This window comes from Streptomyces sp. NPDC092296, from assembly GCF_044755465.1.
Classification (GTDB): domain Bacteria; phylum Actinomycetota; class Actinomycetes; order Streptomycetales; family Streptomycetaceae; genus Peterkaempfera.
Window position 1 is genome coordinate 24,763 of record NZ_JBIVRB010000020.1, and the last position, 17,436, is coordinate 42,198.

Annotated in this window: 16 protein-coding genes; 10 read left to right on the forward strand and 6 right to left on the reverse strand. The window is 74.4% G+C overall.

The features are described 5' to 3' along the window. Positions 1 to 13: 13 nt before the first annotated feature. Positions 14 to 559 (reverse strand): bacterioferritin, encoded by a 546-nt coding sequence (locus ACIQGZ_RS27585; protein WP_402606898.1) that lies wholly within the window; start codon positions 557 to 559, stop codon positions 14 to 16. A gap of 269 nt (positions 560 to 828) precedes the next feature. Here ACIQGZ_RS27585 and ACIQGZ_RS27590 point away from each other — a divergent pair, with 269 nt between their 5' ends. The 5 genes from ACIQGZ_RS27590 to pepN all read left to right on the forward strand — a co-directional run bounded on the left by ACIQGZ_RS27590 (position 829) and on the right by pepN (position 4,971). Further along, a complete protein-coding gene (locus ACIQGZ_RS27590; RefSeq protein ID WP_402606901.1) occupies positions 829 to 1,185 on the forward strand; it encodes a PRC-barrel domain-containing protein in 357 nt (118 codons plus the stop codon). A gap of 34 nt (positions 1,186 to 1,219) precedes the next feature. Next, positions 1,220 to 1,390, forward strand: a complete 171-nt coding sequence (locus tag ACIQGZ_RS27595; protein WP_402606904.1) for a hypothetical protein — start codon at positions 1,220 to 1,222, stop codon at positions 1,388 to 1,390. Between the two features lie 78 nt (positions 1,391 to 1,468). Then, a complete protein-coding gene (locus tag ACIQGZ_RS27600; RefSeq protein WP_402606906.1) occupies positions 1,469 to 1,702 on the forward strand; it encodes an RNA polymerase subunit sigma-70 in 234 nt (77 codons plus the stop codon). A gap of 2 nt (positions 1,703 to 1,704) precedes the next feature. Further along, positions 1,705 to 2,253: a Clp protease N-terminal domain-containing protein gene (locus ACIQGZ_RS27605; RefSeq protein WP_402606908.1), complete on the forward strand. Its 549-nt coding sequence runs from the start codon at positions 1,705 to 1,707 to the stop codon at positions 2,251 to 2,253. Between the two features lie 147 nt (positions 2,254 to 2,400). After that, the gene (gene pepN, locus ACIQGZ_RS27610; protein WP_402606910.1) at positions 2,401 to 4,971 is read left to right on the forward strand and encodes an aminopeptidase N; all 2,571 of its coding nucleotides are present in this window, start codon (positions 2,401 to 2,403) and stop codon (positions 4,969 to 4,971) included. Between the two features lie 67 nt (positions 4,972 to 5,038). Here the strand turns inward: pepN and ACIQGZ_RS27615 are convergent, their stop codons facing one another. The 3 genes from ACIQGZ_RS27615 to ACIQGZ_RS27625 form a co-directional block, all read right to left on the reverse strand. Next, positions 5,039 to 7,549: a SpoIIE family protein phosphatase gene (locus ACIQGZ_RS27615; protein WP_402606912.1), complete on the reverse strand. Its 2,511-nt coding sequence runs from the start codon at positions 7,547 to 7,549 to the stop codon at positions 5,039 to 5,041. A gap of 121 nt (positions 7,550 to 7,670) precedes the next feature. Then, positions 7,671 to 8,723, reverse strand: a complete 1,053-nt coding sequence (locus ACIQGZ_RS27620; protein ID WP_402606915.1) for a DUF5954 family protein — start codon at positions 8,721 to 8,723, stop codon at positions 7,671 to 7,673. Positions 8,724 to 8,863: 140 nt separating this feature from the next. After that, positions 8,864 to 9,733, reverse strand: a complete 870-nt coding sequence (locus ACIQGZ_RS27625) for a class II glutamine amidotransferase (protein ID WP_402606918.1) — start codon at positions 9,731 to 9,733, stop codon at positions 8,864 to 8,866. A 328-nt stretch (positions 9,734 to 10,061) separates the two neighbouring features. Between ACIQGZ_RS27625 and ACIQGZ_RS27630 the strand changes: the two genes are divergently transcribed. The 4 genes from ACIQGZ_RS27630 to ACIQGZ_RS27645 all read left to right on the forward strand — a co-directional run bounded on the left by ACIQGZ_RS27630 (position 10,062) and on the right by ACIQGZ_RS27645 (position 14,521). Then, a complete protein-coding gene (locus ACIQGZ_RS27630) occupies positions 10,062 to 10,526 on the forward strand; it encodes a hypothetical protein (protein WP_402606920.1) in 465 nt (154 codons plus the stop codon). A 112-nt stretch (positions 10,527 to 10,638) separates the two neighbouring features. Beyond that, positions 10,639 to 11,706 (forward strand): alpha/beta hydrolase, encoded by a 1,068-nt coding sequence (locus ACIQGZ_RS27635; protein ID WP_402606923.1) that lies wholly within the window; start codon positions 10,639 to 10,641, stop codon positions 11,704 to 11,706. A 181-nt stretch (positions 11,707 to 11,887) separates the two neighbouring features. Next, entirely contained in the window at positions 11,888 to 13,528 is a 1,641-nt protein-coding gene (locus tag ACIQGZ_RS27640; RefSeq protein WP_402606926.1) for an APC family permease, read from the forward strand. 105 nt (positions 13,529 to 13,633) lie between these two features. Next, positions 13,634 to 14,521, forward strand: a complete 888-nt coding sequence (locus ACIQGZ_RS27645; RefSeq protein ID WP_402606929.1) for a polysaccharide deacetylase — start codon at positions 13,634 to 13,636, stop codon at positions 14,519 to 14,521. Between the two features lie 36 nt (positions 14,522 to 14,557). On the opposite strand, the gene ACIQGZ_RS27650 is transcribed toward ACIQGZ_RS27645, so the two are convergent. Continuing rightward, positions 14,558 to 15,613, reverse strand: a complete 1,056-nt coding sequence (locus ACIQGZ_RS27650; RefSeq protein WP_402606932.1) for an MDR family NADP-dependent oxidoreductase — start codon at positions 15,611 to 15,613, stop codon at positions 14,558 to 14,560. Positions 15,614 to 15,978: 365 nt separating this feature from the next. Here ACIQGZ_RS27650 and ACIQGZ_RS27655 point away from each other — a divergent pair, with 365 nt between their 5' ends. Beyond that, positions 15,979 to 16,194: a hypothetical protein gene (locus ACIQGZ_RS27655; protein ID WP_402606935.1), complete on the forward strand. Its 216-nt coding sequence runs from the start codon at positions 15,979 to 15,981 to the stop codon at positions 16,192 to 16,194. A gap of 247 nt (positions 16,195 to 16,441) precedes the next feature. On the opposite strand, the gene ACIQGZ_RS27660 is transcribed toward ACIQGZ_RS27655, so the two are convergent. Then, positions 16,442 to 17,254 carry an endo alpha-1,4 polygalactosaminidase gene (locus ACIQGZ_RS27660; protein ID WP_402607025.1) on the reverse strand — a complete coding sequence of 271 codons (813 nt, stop codon included), beginning with the start codon at positions 17,252 to 17,254 and terminating at the stop codon, positions 16,442 to 16,444. Between the last annotated feature and the right edge of the window lie 182 nt (positions 17,255 to 17,436).

The following is a 17,436-nucleotide window of genomic DNA, read 5'->3' on the forward strand; positions in this document are numbered from 1 at the left end:
GTCGGCGGCGCGGTCAGACGCCGAGCAGGTCGACCAGGTCGTCGGCGTGGTCCTCCTCCTCTTCGAGGATGGACTCCATCACCCGGCGGGTGGTGGGGTCGTGCTCGCCCAGCCAGCGGATGATCTCCTGGTAGCTGGAGATGACGATCCGCTCCGCGAGCAGATTGCTGCGCAGCATCTCCTTGAGGTCCCGGTCGGCCGGCATGGTGTAGTCGGTGTGGGCGCGCTGGGTGAGTGTGCCGGGGTCGAAGTCGGGGTCGCCGCCGAGCTGGGAGACCCGCTCGGCCGCCCGCAGGGCGTGCTGGAGTTCCTCGGCGGCGTGCTCGGTGAACTGGGCGGACACCTGCGTCCGGTCGATGCCGGTCGCGGAGATGGCGTGCCTGGTGTAGCGCAGCCAGCACACCACCTCGGTGGCGATCACATCGTTGAGCAGGGCGATCACCCGGCCTTTGTCGAGGCCGTAGGTGTCGGTGACCGGGCCGGCCTCCATCTTCAGCCGGGCCTCCTCGCGGATTCTGGTGACGTCCAGGACGAAGTCGTCCGTCGTCGCTGTTCCCATGGTCGCTCGATCCTCTGTTCGCACGTGCTGCTGATCCGCACGCGTTCCGGGGGCTGGGGCGCGGGCGCGGAGCCATCGCTGCCGCACGCCGCCTCCGGACAGTAGGCAGCGCCGTCGGCGGGGCGGCGGAGCCGCGCCGCTGCGGTCGCCGCAGACGGTTCCAATGGACGAGTGGCCGCCGGTGCCTCTGGTGGCCGACGGCGGGGCCGGTGGCTGAAAGCGGGAGCTGCGGGTAGGCGCAGCCCGTTGGCCGCCACGAAGGAGGGCATGTGTTCGAAGCTGGAGACATCCGGGAATGGCGGGGTCACAGCGTCGTCGACGGTGGAGACCACAAGATCGGCACCCTGGAGTCCGTCTATGTGGACACCGCGACCGACCAGCCCGCGTTCGCCACGGTGACGGTCGGGCTACCGACCCGCCGCAGACTGGCATTCGTCCCGCTGTTCGGCGCGACCGTGGGCCCGGGGTATCTCAAGGTGCTGTACGACAAGCGCCTGGTACGGGAGGCGCCCTGGATCGACACCGACGGGGAGCTGCCGGCCGACGCGGAGCCGGCGTTGTTCTCCCACTACGAACTGCCCTACGAGCCCGGCGCCGGCGGGGAACGGCGGCTCGCCCGCCGTTGAGACCGACCGCATACGCACACCATCGGAGGGTGGCATGGCGCTCTTCCTGCTGTTCATCATCGTGGCCATCGCGCTGGGCATCATCGGCGTGGTCGCCAAGGGCCTGCTCTATCTGCTGATCATCGGCATCGTGGTCTTCGTGCTCGACCTGATCTTCATGGCCGTGCGGTACGGGCGGCGCAGGGGCAGCCGACCGGCCAGGTGACCCGGGGCACCCCGGGCCGCCGTATCCGTTCGTCAACTTGGGTTGACATCCGCCCGGGTGTCAACCTAGATTGACGTCATGAGCGATGGAGTCCAACTCGCCCAGGAGGCGAGCAGTCGAGATCCCGCGATCGGCCTGCGGGCCGTCCGCGCACTGCGCGAACTGGCCGACCGACTGGAAGCCCTCCAGGTCGGCAGCGCACGCGACCAGGGCTGGTCCTGGCAGGACATCGCCGTCTGCCTCGGCGTCAGCCGACAGGCGGTCCACAAGAAGCACGGCGGCGGCCGGCGGATTCTCGACAGGGAGCACTGACGATGTTCGAACGGTTCACCGACACCGCACGCCGGACCGTGGTCCTCGCGGTCGACGAGGCCCGACAGCACCACCACCCCCGCGTCGACACCGACCACCTGCTGGCCGCCCTGCTGGACCAGCCCACCGGCCCCGCCGCCCAGGCCCTGCGCGAGCACGGGGTGGACCCCGCCGAGCTGCGCCGCCGCACCGCCGACGCCATCGGCGGCGCGCTGGACGCCGAGGCACTGGCCACCCTGGGCATCGACCTGGACCAGGTGCGCGAGGCCGCCGAGGCGAGCTTCGGCCCCGGCGCGCTCGCCAACCCGGCGCCCCGGCCCGGCAAGCTGCGGCACGTGCCCTTCAGCGACCGAGGCAAGCAGGTGCTGGCGACCGCCCTGCGGGAGGCGATGGCCCACAGGCACCGCCACATCGGCTCCGGCCACCTGCTGATCGGCCTGCTCCGCCAGGACGACGGCCCGGCCGCCCGGCTGCTCACCGACGCCGGGATCGACCGCGACCGCCTGCGGGCGGAGGTGCTGCGGCTGATGTCCGAGCAGGCCGCCGCCTGACCGACACACCGGCTGCCGTACGCCGGACCGGGCCACCGGCCGTCACCCACCGGCCGTCACCCACCGGCCCGTCACCCGCCGGGCCGTCACCCGCCGGGCCGTCACCCACCGGTGCCCCCGCGCCCGACGTACGGCAGCATGGGCCGCATGCCTGCACTGACCCGCACCGAGGCCGCGACCCGCGCCCGCCAGATCGACGTCCGGCACTACGCCGTCGAACTCGACCTCACCCGCGGGGACGAGGTGTTCGGCTCCACCACGGTGATCACCTTCACCGCCCGCGAAGCCTGCGACACCTTCGTCGAACTCAAGCCCGCCACCCTGCACCGGGCCGTCCTGGACGGCCGCGACCTCGACCCGGGCACCCTCAGCGGCAACCGGCTGCCGCTCGCCCTCACCCCCGGCGAGCACCGGCTGCGCGTCGAGGCCGACATGCGCTACTCCCGCACCGGCGAGGGCATGCACCGGTTCACCGACCCAGCCGACGGCGAGAGCTACGTCTACAGCCAGCTCTTCCTGGACGACGTGCAGCGCGTCATCGCCGCCTTCGACCAGCCGGACCTCAAGGCCGTCTTCGCGGTCACCGTCACCGCCCCGCCCGCCTGGACCGTCCTCGGCAACGGCATCGCGGAACGCACCGACGAACCGGCCGACGCCGGGCCGACCAGCACCGCCGGGCCGACCAGCACCGCCGGGCCGACCGGCACCGCCGGGCCGACCGGGGGCGCCCGCTGGCGGATCGCCGCCACCCCGCCCATCAGCAGCTACCTGCTGGCGGTCGCCGCCGGCCCCTGGCACTCGATCCGCACCGAGCACGCCGGGCTCCCCTTCGGCCTGCACTGCCGCCGCAGCCTGGCCCCCCACCTGGACAGCGACGCCGCCGAACTGCTGGAGATCACCCGGCGCTGCTTCGACCGCTACCACCAGCTCTTCGACGAGCCGTACCCCTTCGACTCCTACGACCAGGCGTTCGTCCCCGAGTTCAACGCCGGCGCCATGGAGAACCCCGGCCTGGTCACCTTCCGCGACGAGTTCGTCTTCCGCTCCGCCGTCACCGACACCGAGCGCCAGACCCGAGGCGTGGTCATCGCCCACGAGATGGCCCACATGTGGTTCGGGGACCTGGTGACCCTCCGCTGGTGGGACGACATCTGGCTCAACGAGTCCTTCGCGGAGTACATGGGCTACCAGGTACTGGCCGAAGCCACCGGCTACACCGGCGCCTGGACCGAATTCGCCGTCACCCGCAAGAGCTGGGGCTACGAGGCCGACCAGCGGCCCTCCAGCCACCCCGTCGCCCCCGAAGCCGTCCCCGACACCGCCTCCGCACTGCTCAACTTCGACGGCATCTCCTACGCCAAGGGCGCCTCCGCCCTGCGCCAGCTCGTCGCCTGGCTCGGCGAACCCGACTTCCTCGCCGGCGTCAACCACCACCTCACCCGCCACCGCTTCGGCAACGCCGCCCTCGCGGACTTCCTCGACTCCCTCGCCCAGGCCACCGACCGCGACGTCCACGCCTGGTCCGCCCGCTGGCTGCGCACCACCGGCGCCGACATCCTGGAACCGGCCGTCGACCAGGACGCCACCGGCTGGCGGCTCGACGTCCACCACACCGGCGGCCGACCGCACCGGATCGCCGTCGGCCTGTACGACCGCGACCCCGGCGACCCCGCCCGGCTGCTGCTGCGCGACCGCTTCCGCACCGACCTGCCCGCCGCCGCCACGCCGACCACCCACCACCTCCCCGGCCCCCGCCCCGATCTGGTGCTGCTCAACGACGACGACCTCAGCTACGCCAGGACCCGCTTCGACCCCCACTCCTGGGACACCGTCGCCGCCGCCCTCAGCGGTCTGCCCGACGCCCCCTCCCGCGCCCTGGTCTGGAACGCCGCGCGCGGCCTGGTCCTCGACGGCCTGCTGCCGCCCACCGCGTACCTCGACGCCGCCCGCGCCCACCTCCCGGCCGAGACCGACCTTGCCGTCGTCCAGGGCGTGCTGGGCTTCGCCCGGGTCCGGATCACCGACCGGTACCTCCCCGCCGACCAGCGGCCCGCCGCGCTGGCCACCCTCGAAGCCCTCACCCGCGACCTGCTCTCCCGCACCGGCGGCGGCCTGCGGCTCGCCGCGGCCCGCACCCTGATCACCGTCGCCACCGACCCCGCTGAACTGGGCGACTGGCTCACCGCCGGACGCGTCCCCGGCGGCCCCGACCTCGACCCCGAACTCCGCTGGCAGCTGCTGCTGCGCCGCACCGTCCTCGGCGCGGCCGGCCCCGGCGACATCGACGCCGAGCTGGCCCGCGACCCCAGCGCGGCCGGCCGCCGGAACGCGGCGGGCTGCCGCGCGGCACTGCCCGACCCGGCGGCCAAGGAGGCCGCCTGGAGCGCCCTCTTCGACACCGACGACCTGTCCAACTCCCTGTTCGCCGCCACCGCCCGCGGCTTCTGGCAGCCCGAGCAGCTCGACCTGCTCCGCCCCTTCGTCCCCCGCTACTACCCCGCCGCCGTCGCGGTCGCCGCCCGCCGGGGCCCGGCCCTCGCCGAGGCCGCCGGCCGCCACGCCTTCCCCGCCCAGGCCGTCGAACCCGACACCCTGCGGCTGGGCGAGGAGTGCCTGCGCGGCGACGGACCCACCCCGGCCCTGCGCCGCACGCTGGCCGACGAGCTGGACGACCTCGCCCGCGCGCTGCGCATCCGCACCACGGCCCCCCAGCCCTGACCGGCCGGGCCGCTCCGGCGGTGCGCTGCCCGGCACGGGGGCGGAGCGCCGCCGGACGGCCCGCCGCTCACAGCGGCTGCTCGGTCCAGATCACCTTGCCGTCCGGGGTGTAGCGCGTCCCCCAGCGCTGGGAGAGCTGCGCGACCAGGAACAGCCCCCGCCCGCCCTCGTCGGTGGTCCGGGCCCGCCGCAGATTGGGGGAGGTGTGGCCCGCGTCGGAGACCTCGCAGATCAGGCTGCGGTCGCGGATCAGCCGCAGCCGGATCGGGCCGTGCGCGTGCCGGATGGCATTGGTGACCAGCTCGCTGACCACCAGCTCGGTGGTGAACGCGGTGTCCGCCAGCCCCCAGGCGGCCAGCTGCTCGGTGGCCAGCGTACGGGCCCGGCCGACCACCGCCGGGTCGGTGGCCAGCTCCCAGGTGGCGACCTGGTCGGCGGTCAGCGCCCGGGTCCGGGCCAGCAGCAGCGCCACATCGTCGAACGGCCCGTTGGGCAGCAGCGCGTCGACCACCTGCCCGCAGAGCTGCTCCGGCGTCTGGCCGGGCCGGGCCAGGACGCTGCTCAGCCGGGCGAGCCCCACGTCGACATCACCCGACCGGTTCTCCACCAGGCCGTTGGTGTACAGCGCGATCAGGCTGTGCTCCGGCAGCTCCAGCTCGACCGCCTCGAACGGCAGGCCGCCCAGGCCCAGCGGCGGCCCGGCGGGCAGCTCGGGGAAGGTGACCGTGCCGTCGGGCGTGACGATCGCGGGCGGGAAGTGCCCGGCCCGGGACAGCACGCAGCGCCGGGTGACCGGGTCGTATACCGCGTACAGGCAGGCCGCCCCGATCGTCTGGTCCGAGGCCAGCTGCCCGTCCGAACCGGCCTGCTCGTCGGCGAGCCGGCCCACCAGGTCGTCCAGATGGGTGAGCAGTTCGTCGGGGGCCAGGTCCAGCTGGGCCAGCGCCCGGACCGTGGTGCGCAGCCGCCCCATGGTGGCGGCGGCGTGCAGGCCGTGCCCGGCGACATCACCGACCACCAGGGCGACGCGGGCCCCGGACAGCGGGATGACGTCGAACCAGTCGCCGCCCACCCCGGCCCGCGCCCCGGCCGGCAGATAGCGGTGGGCGACCTCGAGCGCGGTCTGCTTCGGCAGGTCGCCCGGGAGCAGACTGCGCTGCAACGCCAGCGCGGCCGTGCGCTCGCGTGCGTAGCGGCGGGCGTTGTCGATGCAGACGGCGGCCCGAGCGGCCAGGTCGGCGGCCAGCGCCAGATCGTCCTCGTCGAAGGGCTCGCGGCCGCCGCTGCGGGTGAAGGAGGCCGCCCCCAGCACCGTGCCGCGCGAGACCAGCGGCACCACCATCACCGAGTGCACGCCGTGCTCATGGAAGCCGGCTGCCCGCCGCCGGCCCCCGTCGGCCGCCGGGGGACCGGGTTCGTCCAGGTGGGTCAGCAGGACGGGCTGCCCGGTCGCCAGGCAGCGGCTGCACAGCGGCGAGGCGGCGAAGACCGCGCCGCGCAGATGGCCGAGGCCGGTGGCGGGGTCGCCCCGGGGCGGCGGCCGGTGCGCGGTGGACACGCCCAGCCGGTGCAGCGCGGGGGTCGGGCCGACCGAGGCGGGGGTCGGCTCCGCGCCGTGCAGGATCGCGTCGAGCAGGTCCACGGCGGCGGCGTCGGCCAGTCGGGGCACCGCCACGTCCGTCAGCTCCTGGGCGCTGCGGTCCACGTCCAGGGTGGTGCCGATGCGGATGCTCGCCTCGTTCATCAGGGTCAGCCGCTGCCGGGCCCGGTGCTGGTCGGTGACGTCGATGATCGAGGAGCTGGTGCCGACGACGCGGCCCGCCGCGTCCTGGAGCGGGAAGTGGGACAGCGACCAGACCCGGTCGTGCTCCGGGTCGGCGGGCGTCCGGCCGATGACATGGAAGTCCACCACCGGCAGGCCGGTGCTGACGACCTGCTTGGCGATCCGCTCCACCTCGGTGGCGGCGGTCCCGAGCAGCCCCTGCGACACCGGTCGGCCGATCAGCTGTCCCGGTGGCCGCCCGGCCATCGCCGCGAACGCGCCGTTCACCCGGACGCAGCGCAGCTGGGTGTCGTAGACGGCCAGCCCGACCGGCGACTGCGAGAAGAAGGCGTCCAGGACGGTCAGGCCGCCCTCGACGCCGCGTACGGCCAGGGCGTCGGTGGCCACCGACAGGATGGTGATCTGCCCGTCGCTGCCGACCAGCGGCTCGGTGCGGAACTCCACCGGTACCCGCCGCCCGTCCCGGTGCAGCATCGGGAAGACCTCGGCGAAGCGCTCACCGGCCAGCACCCGGTCCAGCACCGCCGCCGCGGCCGCCCGGTCGCGCTCGGCGACCAGCACCTGGGTGGCGTCCCGGCCCAGCACCTCCGAGGCGCGGTAGCCCAGCAGTTCGACGGCGGGCTCGCCCCAGGCCACGACCGTCCGGCCGTCCGATCCGATCAGCCAGGTGGCGAGGCGCACCTGGTCCAGCACATTGCTCGGCCGGCCGGGGGCGGCGACGCCCGGCGCCCCGGTCTCTTCCCGCTGCTCGTGCTCGCTCATCGACCAGATGACCTTTATCTCTGATAAGGCCATTTTCCTACAGTCGCACGGTGAATGCACCGCCGGACGAGCATCGGTTGGCACCCGGCCCCGGTCGTGCGCGGCCGGGCACCCGGATGGCGGCCCGCCCACCGGGGGGTGGGCGGGCCGGGGGTCAGCCCGCCAGATCCGCCGCGTCGCCGCCCGCGCCCTGCTCGGCTGCCTGCTCAGCGGCCTTCTCGGCAGCCTCCTCGGCGCGCAGCTGCTGATCGTGCACGGCGGAGGGCGGGTAGGGGACCCAGTCGGAGTCCCGGGGCTTCTCCGGGCCGTCGGGACCGACCCGGACGATGCCGTCCAGCCGCACCAGCCGGAAGCGCCGCCCGTCCACCTGCGCCTCGCAGCCGCGCGACGCCTTCAGCCGGTCGGCGGCCCGCGCGTACGCGGAGCGGTCGGCCTTGGCCACCCCCCGGGTGGCGGGCAGCAGGTCGCGCAGATAGACGGCCAGGGTGTCCCGGGCCTCCTGCGGGGTGGCGCACGACCCCATGATCGTCTCCCAGTGGCCGTCCGGGTACTGCTCCGCGACGGCGTAGGTGGCCGGCAGGATGACGACATTGGGGTGCGTCCGGCGGACCCGGCAGGAGTCGGCGTACACCTTCGGCGGCACCGCGTCGCGGGAGTACGCGAACCGGGTCAGCTCGGCCCGCAGGATGGCCTCGGACATGCCGGTGCCCGCACCGGCGTCGATGACGAACCCCTCGGCCCGGGGGCGCGGCCGGGGGCTCTGCGCGGAGGGGATCGGATCGGGGTCGGTCGGGCGCGGCGGCTCGGGGCCGTCCGGCCCGAAGCGCGCCACCAGATCGCCCCGGATGATCCGGTAGTCAGTCCCGGCGACGGACAGCTCGTTCAGCGTCTCCCACTCCAGCCGGGTGACCGCCGCCGCGTGGGCGTCGCGCACCACGGGGTCCTGCGCCTCGCGGGAGATCTCGCGCAGCCGCCACATCAGCGCGTCGCGGGCCGCCTGGGGATTGCCCTCCTCCATCAGGACGATCTCCCAGAGGCCGTCCGCCCGCCGCCGCCCCACCGCGAACAGCGGCCCCCTGGCCCGCAGTTCCGGATAGCCGCTGCGGGCCTCCCACGCTTCCAGGTCCACCAGGTCGGCCACGGGAGAATCCTGTGCTGTCACCCGGATGACCCGGTGCGCGGCGGTCTGCTCACCGTTGTGATCCATGCACCCAGTGTGTCCGCCGCCCCGGGTGCCGCGCAGCGATTCCGGGCGCCGAGCCGCCGCTTGCGGCGCACCGCTGGTGTGCACCGGTGCACGGGGGCGCGCGCACCTGCGTCGCCCGCCCCCTCGGGGTCCGGGCCGCTTCAGGACGGCGTCTGCGAGGCGGCGGCCTCCGGCCGCAGGTCGGCCAGGGTCAGCCGGTGCGCGGGCGGCTGCGGCAGGGCGGTCGTCGAGCTGACCGCCAGGTCCGGGCCCACGTGCAGCAGCTCGCCCGGCCCCAGCGGCCGCCAGCCCGGGTCCTCGTCCAGCCGCTCGCTGGCGACCACGACGGCGGGCGCGCCGGCCAGCTCCGCCGCGCGCACCCGCAGCCGCCCGCCGCTGCCGGTGTGGGCGAGTTGGCGGTCGCCGTGCTGTCCGCCGGCCGCGCGCTCCAGGACGTACAGCGCGTGGGTGTCCGGATAGCGCAGCGCCCACAGGCCGTCCGGGGTGGTGAGCACCAGGTTGAGCGCGTAGACCGGAAGGTGCTCCGCGATCCAGCGCGCGGCCGCCGCGATGCCCGCGCCGACGTCGCCGCCGCGCGCCGCGGTCTCCCGGGTGATCAGGGCGAAGAACCGCTCGGAGTCGGTGTCGCCCGCCACCAGCGCCAGATCACCGCCGAGCCGGGCGTCCAGCAGGTCCAGGCCCTCGATCACGCCGTTGTGGGCGAACAGCCGGTCGTGCTGGCGGAACGGGTGGGTGTTGCGGGCCACCAGCCCGCCGGTCGAGGCGTAGCGCACATGGGCGACGAAGGTGGCCGACTCGACGTGCCGGGCCTGCTGCGCGAAGGCCCGGTCCTGGTAGGCGGCCAGCGGCGCCTTGTGCAGCTGGGGCCGTCCGGCGGCGTCGAAGTACCCCAGCCCGGTGCCGTCCGGGTCGCGGTGGCTCTGCTCGCTGAGGCTGTCGGGCGCCTCCAGCAGCCAGAAGGTGGCGTGCGTGCGGCGGGGCGCGCTGCTCATGCCGAAGAGGCGGCACATGTCCTCGGGCTCCTCCCTGCGCGGCGTGGCACCGCCGCGTGGCACGGTGGCGCGGCGCGGTGGTGTGGCACGGTGGTGTGGCACGGTGGCAGCCGGTGTCGCGGCCGTACGACGCAACGTACCCGCCCCGCCCGTCGGCTGCCCGTCGGCTCCCCGTCGGCGGCTCGTGCGCGCACTTCGTTGGCATGGATGCCTCAGTGGCCCTTGCCCCACGGGTCACGATGGGTCAGTCTGGTAACAGAGGGCTCTCCGGTGGCTCCGGAGTGCTACGTGATCCGGTGTGCCCCCACACCGGGTTGGGGGGTTCAGCATGTGACCGGACACCAGCATGGGCACCAGCACGGACGTCACGGCCCGCTCCGCCCCCGCCGGGCGGCACCGACACCCCGGCGGGCCGACGGTGGCTGACCGCGGCTTACGCTTCGTCTGCGAGCAGACCGCCCGCACCGCCGACAGCCGCCCCCGGCTGCTGGCCCGGGTCGAGGCCGCGTCGCCCGCGGCGGCCGCCTACTGGTTACTCGCCCGCGCGCTCGACGTGGGAGTGCAGCTCGACGGGGAGGGACTGCACGCCGTCTGGGGCGAGTTACGCGACGCGGGGGAGTACCTCCGCGCCCTCACCGCCCTCCGCGACGGCTCCACCTACGTCCTGGAGATGGCGACCGATGAGGTCATCCACCGCTTCACGGTACGGCCGGCCGCGCAGTACGCCGCCGGCCGCACCGCCGACGCCGCGGACCGGGCCCGGGGCCCGGCCCCCACCCATCCGGCCTGGTCGCTCGCGCCGTACGGCTGAGCAGGCGAACCCGCCGTGCTGATGCGGCCGACGGCGGCTCGGGGTTCGATGGAGCCATGCCGCCACAGTGCCCGGGGGACGCCCGGACCGCCGCCCGGCGAGCGGACGCCGGATGAGCCTGACCGGGGGCGCGTTCCTCAGCACCCTGATCGCGCTCTGCGTGCTCGCCGTGGCGGCGACCGTGCTGCTGGCGCCGCGGATTCCGGGCCCGCGCCCGGTGGCGGTGCTGGGGCGGGTGGTGCTGGTCGCGTTCTGCCAGCTGGTCGCGGTCGCCACCGTCGCGGTGTGGATCAACAACAGCTTCGGCCTCTACACCTCCTGGTCGGACCTGCTGGGCACCGGCGCCCAGACCGCCACCGGCCCGATGGCCGGACCGCCGGAGCGCACCGCCACCTTCTCCCCGGGCCCGGCCGGCGGCGTCCTCCAGACCTATGTGCGCGGCGACGCCTCCAAGCTGGCCGGACAGGTCCTGGTGTGGACGCCCCCCGAGTACGGCCAGGCCCGCTACCGGCACACCCGCTTCCCGGTGCTCACCCTGCTGCACGGGGTGCCCGGCTCCCCGGAGACCTGGACCGACGTCGGCGGCATGCCCCAGGCCGTCCAGCAGCTGCTCAGCGCGGGCCGCATCCGCCCCTTCATCCTGGTGATGCCGACCATCGACCCCGGCGGCGTCAACACCGACTGCAGCGACGTCGGCAGCACCCGGACGGCGACCTGGCTCACCCATGACGTCCCCACCCTGGTCGACCGGCACTTCCGCACCCTGACCACCGCCCGGAGCCGGGCCTTGCTGGGCTACTCCACCGGCGGATTCTGCGCCGTCAAGCTGCCCCTGCAGTACCCGGGCGTCTACGCCACCGGCGCGGCGATGTCCCCCGACCCGCTCGACGGCGACCCCGACGTGCTGCCCGACCCGCCGGTGCGGGCCCGCAACAGCCCCCAGGAGCTGATCCGCCGCAGCCACCCACCGGTGGCGCTCTACCTGGCCACCACCGACCAGGACCGGAACAGCCGGCCGGCCGACCTCCGGCGCTTCCAGCGCGCCGCCCGCGGGCCGACCCGGGTCAGCACACTGGTGCTGCCCACCGGCGGCCACAACTTCGGCACCTGGCAGCAGATGTACGCCACCCTGCTGCCCTGGATCAGCGCCCGGCTGACCGGCGCCGCCACCCCGCGCTGACCTGGCGGCGCGAAGCACGGCGAGGGCGGCGCGAAGCACGGCGAGGCAGCGGGAAGCACGGCGAGGCGGCGGGAAGCACGGCGAGGCGGCGGGAAGCACGGCGAGGCGGCGGGGCGCAACCGGCCCCGGCGGGGGAGAATCACGGCGAAAGCGGCAAAGCGGCAGGCGCGGAAGGCAGCGGATGAGCACCGCCGGGACCGAGGGCACCGGCACCGGGCAGCTCCACCGGTCCGTCGGCTTCTGGGGGCTGCTGTTCGTCTCACTGGGATCGATCATCGGCTCCGGCTGGCTGCTGGGCGCCCTGACCGCCGCCACCATCGCCGGGCCCGCCTCGCTGATCTCCTGGGTGCTGGCGGCCGTGATGCTCGCCGTGCTGGCCCTGGTGCACGCCGAGCTGGGCGCCGCCTACCCGGTCGCCGGCGGCACCGCCCGCTTCCCGTTCTTCGCCTTCGGACCGCTGGCCGGCTTCACCGCCGGCTGGATGGCCTGGGTGCAGGCCGTCACCATCGCCCCCATCGAGGTCGAGGCCACCCTCTCCTACTCCGACCACATCGACTGGGTACGGCGCGACGCCGCCCTGCTGCACCCCGACGGCACCCTCACCGGCACCGGGCTGACCGCCGCCACCGGCTTCATGCTGCTCTTCACCGCCGTCAATGTCGTCGGCGTCAAACTCCTCGCGGACACCAACGCCGCCGCCGTGGTCTGGAAGACGGCCGTCCCGCTGCTCACCGTGGCCGTCCTGCTGACCCTGAGCTTCCACGGCTCCAACTTCACGGCGGGCGGCGGCTTCGCACCGCACGGCGCGCACGGCGTCTTCGCGGCGCTGCCCGCCGGCGTGGTCTTCGCCCTCCAGGGCTTCGAACAGGCCATCCAGCTGGCGGGCGAGGCCCGCGACCCGCAGCGGGACGTCTCCCGCGCGGTGATCGCCGCCATGGTGGTCGGCACGCTGGTCTACCTGCTGCTGGAGGTCGCCTTCATCACCGCCCTCGCCCCCGGCTCGCTGCTGCACGGCTGGGCCAACCCGGTCGGCAAGGGCGACTTCGGCCCGTACGCGACCCTGGCGACCGCCGCCGGGGCCGGCTGGCTGGCCACCGTCCTCTACCTCGACGCCGTGATCTCCCCGGCCGGCACCGGCCTGGTCTATGTGGCCGCCTCCTCGCGGCTCTCCTACGCCCTGGGCCGGGAGCGGGCGCTGCCCCGCGTCCTGGCGTGGGTCGGCCGGCGCGGCGTCCCGCCGGCCTCGATCGCGCTGGCCTTCGTGGTCGGGGAGATCGCCTTCCTGCCGTTTCCCAGCTGGCAGTCGCTGGTGGGCCTGGTCACCTCCGCGACCGCGATCATGTACGGCTACGCACCGGTCGCGCTGCACGCCCTGCGGCTGCGGGACCCCGACCGGCCGCGCCCCTACCGGCTGCCGGCTTGGCGGCTGCTCTGCCCGGTGGCCTTCGTCTCGGCCAACCTGATCATCTACTGGTCCGGCTACCAGGCCGACTGGAAACTCGGCGCCGCCCTGCTGGTCGGCCTCGCCGTCTTCGCGGCCACCCGCGCCGCCGCCCCCCGGGCCGGCCGCTCCGCGCTGCACGCCCGGTCGGCCGGCTGGGTCTGGCCATGGCTCGGCGGCCTGGTGCTGATCGCCCGGTTCGGCCGCTACGGCGGCGGGGGACAGCTGCCCGACTGGTGGGACCTGGCCGTCGTGGTCGGCTACAGCCTGCTGGTCTACGGCGTGGCGGTGCGGCTGGCGATGACCGGCCAGGAGGTGGCCGCCGCCGTCGCCGCCGAGCCGCACGACCCGTACGACCGCCCGCCGCTCCCGGGGGCCTGAGCCGCGCCGGCCGCCCCGAGTCGCGCCCGGCCCTACCCGGGCGGACCATCGGGAGGGTGTGCCCCGCACCGGGGCCGGGCCGCGAGCCGTGGAGGAGTGGAGACCATGGGCAAGGAGATCCTGGTGGCCTACGGCGTCGATGTCGACGCGGTCGGCGGCTGGCTGGGGTCCTACGGCGGTGAGAAGTCGCCCAACGACATCTCCCGGGGCATGTTCGCCGGGGAGGTCGGCGTCCCCCGGCTGCTGGAGCTGTTCCGGCGGGCCGGGCTGCGCCAGACGTTCTTCTGGCCGGGGCACTCGGTCGAGACCTTCCCCGAGCAGTTCGACGCCTGCGTGGCGGCCGGGCACGAGGTGGGCGTGCACGGCTACAGCCATGAGAACCCGATCGCCATGAGCCGGGAGCAGGAGGCCGCCGTCCTCGACCGCTGCATTGACCTGCTCACCCGCCGGGCCGGCACCGCGCCCACCGGATATGTCGCCCCCTGGTGGGAGCTGAGCCCGGTCACCGCCGAACTGCTGCTGGAGCGCGGCATCGGCTACGACCACTCGCTGATGCACCGCGACTTCGAGCCGTACTACGTCCGGGTCGGCGACAGCTGGACCCCGATCGACTACGACCGGCCCCCGGACTCCTGGATGCAGCCGCTGGTGCGCGGCGCGGAGACCGGCCTGGTCGAGATCCCGGCCAACTGGTACCTGGACGACCTGCCGCCGATGATGTTCATCAAGGCCAGCCCCAACAGCCACGGCTTCGTCAGCCCGCGCGACCTGGAGCAGCTCTGGCGCGACCAGTTCGACTGGGTCTACCGGGAGCACGACTACGCCGTCTTCACCATGACCGTCCACCCCGACGTCTCCGGCCGCCCCCAGGTGCTGCTGATGCACGAGCGGCTCATCGAGTACATCGGCGGCCACCACGGGGTGCGCTGGGCGACCTTCGCGGAGATCGCCGCCGACTTCACCCGCCGCCACCCGCGCGGCGCGGCCCGCTGACCGCGACCGCGCGGGCGACTCACCCGTGACGCGGTGTCAGAGCTCGACCAGCACCTTGCCCCGGCTGGCGTCCCGGTCGGTGTAGAGGCTCTGGTACGCGGCCGGGATGGCGTCGAACCCCTGGTGGACGGTGTGGTGGTAGGCCACCTCCCCGGTGCGGACCAGGTCGCCCAGATCGCGGTGCAGGGCAGCCCAGTTCTCCGGGGTGAACCACTCCAGGGAGAAGATGCCGCGGATGGTGGCGCGCGGGAACATGATGTACGGCAGCAGGCGCGGCCCCACATGGTCGGAGCCGACCTGGCTGGCGAACTGCCAGCAGACCGCGACCTGGCTGCCGACGTTGAGCATGGTGAAGACCGCGTCGGTGATGGCGCCACCCAGACTGTCGAAGTACTTGTCGACGCCGTCCGGGGCGGCCTTGCGCAGCGCGTCCGCCACGGCGTCGGCGTCGTCGCCCTGCCGGTAGTCGACGATCTGGTCGAAGCCTAAGCCGATCAGGTACTCGGCCTTCCTCGGTGAGCCCGTGGTGCCCACCACCCGGGCCCCGGCCCGCTTGGCGAGCTGGCCGACCAGCGTCCCGACCGACCCGGAGGCGCCGCTGACCACCACCGTGTCGCCGGGGCGCACCGTCAGGAACTTGGTCATCGCGCCCCAGGCCGTCATCCCCGGGCCGCCCATCACGCTCAGTGCGGTGGAGAGCGGCAGCGCGTCGTCGTAGTGCGCCCGGTCCAGCTTGCGGTAGGCGGGGAAGACCATCGGGAAGGTCCCGGTCTGCCAGAGCGCCGGCCTGCCGTTGCTGATCACATGGCTGCGCCAGCCGCCGAAGCCCTGCACCAGGTCGCCGGGCCGGAAGGGGGCGCGGGGTCCGGCGTCCAGCACCTCCATGACCGAGTCGGCACCCATGTGGTCGCCGATCGGGGTGTCCAGGGCGATGCCCTGGAGGTAGGGGTCGACGGAGACGTACCTGGTCCGCAGCAGCATCTCCTCCTCACCCAGCCGGACGTCGACCTCCTCCACGACCTTCCGGTAGATCCGCTCCGCGTCCGGGACGCCCTCGAGATGCTCTCGGACCACCCATTTCTCGATCTTCACACCGTGCTCCCCTCACTGGCTCGCGTCATGTGTGTCGCTCGGCCGGTGCGGCGGACCCGGGCGGTGCCGGGCCCAGCCGTCGTCGTGGAACCGGTGCACCCTCACCCCCGGCAGCCGTCACGGACTGTGCTGAGGTCGATGCTAACAGTGGCCGGCCGGGCTGGGTGGGCGAATGCCGGGCTGTACACGGTTTCTGCACGCGCTCGGGCGCCGCCCGCGCCGTGCTGCCAGGCCGATGTGAGAGCATCCGGCAGAGCCCGTACTGCTTGAGGACCGAGCGGTCGGCCCCGCCATCGGCGGCCGGCCGGCAGCGGTGGGCGGACGCGGCGGGGACGATCGGGCCCGGGGGCCGCATACTGGAGTCAATGAGGAAGTCAGCGGTACGCCATCTGCCCACCAGCCCCTTCCCACGCCCGGTCGTGCCACCTCCCAAGCAGGTGGCCGTAGGTGACCGGGTCACCCACGATGAGCACGGCCTCGGCCGGATCATCGCCGTCGAGGACGAGGTCGCGGTGCTTGTCGACTTCGGCTCGGTACAGAAAAGGATCATGAGTCCGTACAACCGGATGACCGTGCTCTGAGCACGGCGCCGACGCCGCCGTGGGGGGGCCCCCCCCCCGGGGGGGGGGGCGGGGGCGGCGGGGGGGGGGGGGGGGGCCGGCCCGGCCCCCCCCCCGCCCGGCGGGCGGGGCCGGGGTCGGGGGGGTGGGCGTGGGGGGCGCGTTCCATACACGGATCCTGCGTCGGACCACCCGCCGGCGGGGGGCTCGGCGCCCGGCCCCCCCCCCGCCGGGCCCCCCCCCCGGCGGGGGCGGCCCACGGCGGTGATCAGCAGGTCTTGCGCCAGGCGCCCAGTTCCAGCCGCTTCGCCGTCGCGCTGATGCGCAGTCGGCGGGCGTTCGCGCAGAAGTGGTCGGTCGACACGTTGTACTCGGCGTTGAAGACGGCCTTGCCCGCCCGGATGAACGGGGTGAGGCCGTCGCACTCCTCGTACTCGGCGCACTGCTCGTTCACCGCGAAGTCGAAGTCACCGACCAGCTGCGGGATCTGGTCGAGGTCGTTCTTCAGACCGACGGCCAGACCGCGCCGGTGGGCCAGTGCGGCGATCGCCCGGTTGTAGGCGAGCTGGTCGGCGGCGGTGAGCGGGAAACCGGTGTCCTCGTGGTAGTTCTCCGCCAGGTCCGGCTCCACCGCGTCGAAGCCCTTGGCGCGGCACATGTCGAAGCGCTTGGCCATCAGCGGCAGCAGGACGTCGGTGCGGCGGATGTCCAGCGACTTCTCGCCGCCCCAGCCGTTGCCCTTGCCGAGGACCGACGCCGGGAAGGACCCGGCGTCCGGCCGGTAGTCCTCCCAGGCCCCGGTGTTGATGTAGCAGATCACCCGGCGGCCCTGGGCGTGCAGTGTGGCGACGGTGGCGGCACTGTTCTCGAAGCCGTCGATGTCGTACACCTGCGCGTCCACCGAGGTGTCGATCCGGCCGCTGAGCTGCCACTGCCAGCTGGTGCCGGGCCGTGGCTGCCACCGCCCGCCGGCCGGGGGAGCGGCGGGCGCCGTGGCCGGGGACGCGGTGGCCGGGCCCTCGGTGGCCCGGGGCTTGGCCGCCCCTGACGTACCGGTGGAGGGCGCACCGGTGGAGGGCACACCGCTGGACGGCCCACCGGTGGGCGTGGCGCTCCCGGAGGCGCCGGACCGGGTCGGCGCCGGGGTGGCGGACCCCCGGCCCGGCTCAGCGGACGCCCGGTGCCCGGCGCTGGTGGCCGTCGGGCCCCCGGCCGGGCGCGCGGCGGCGTCCGGCGGGGTGCCGCCGGTGCCGCTGCCGCAGC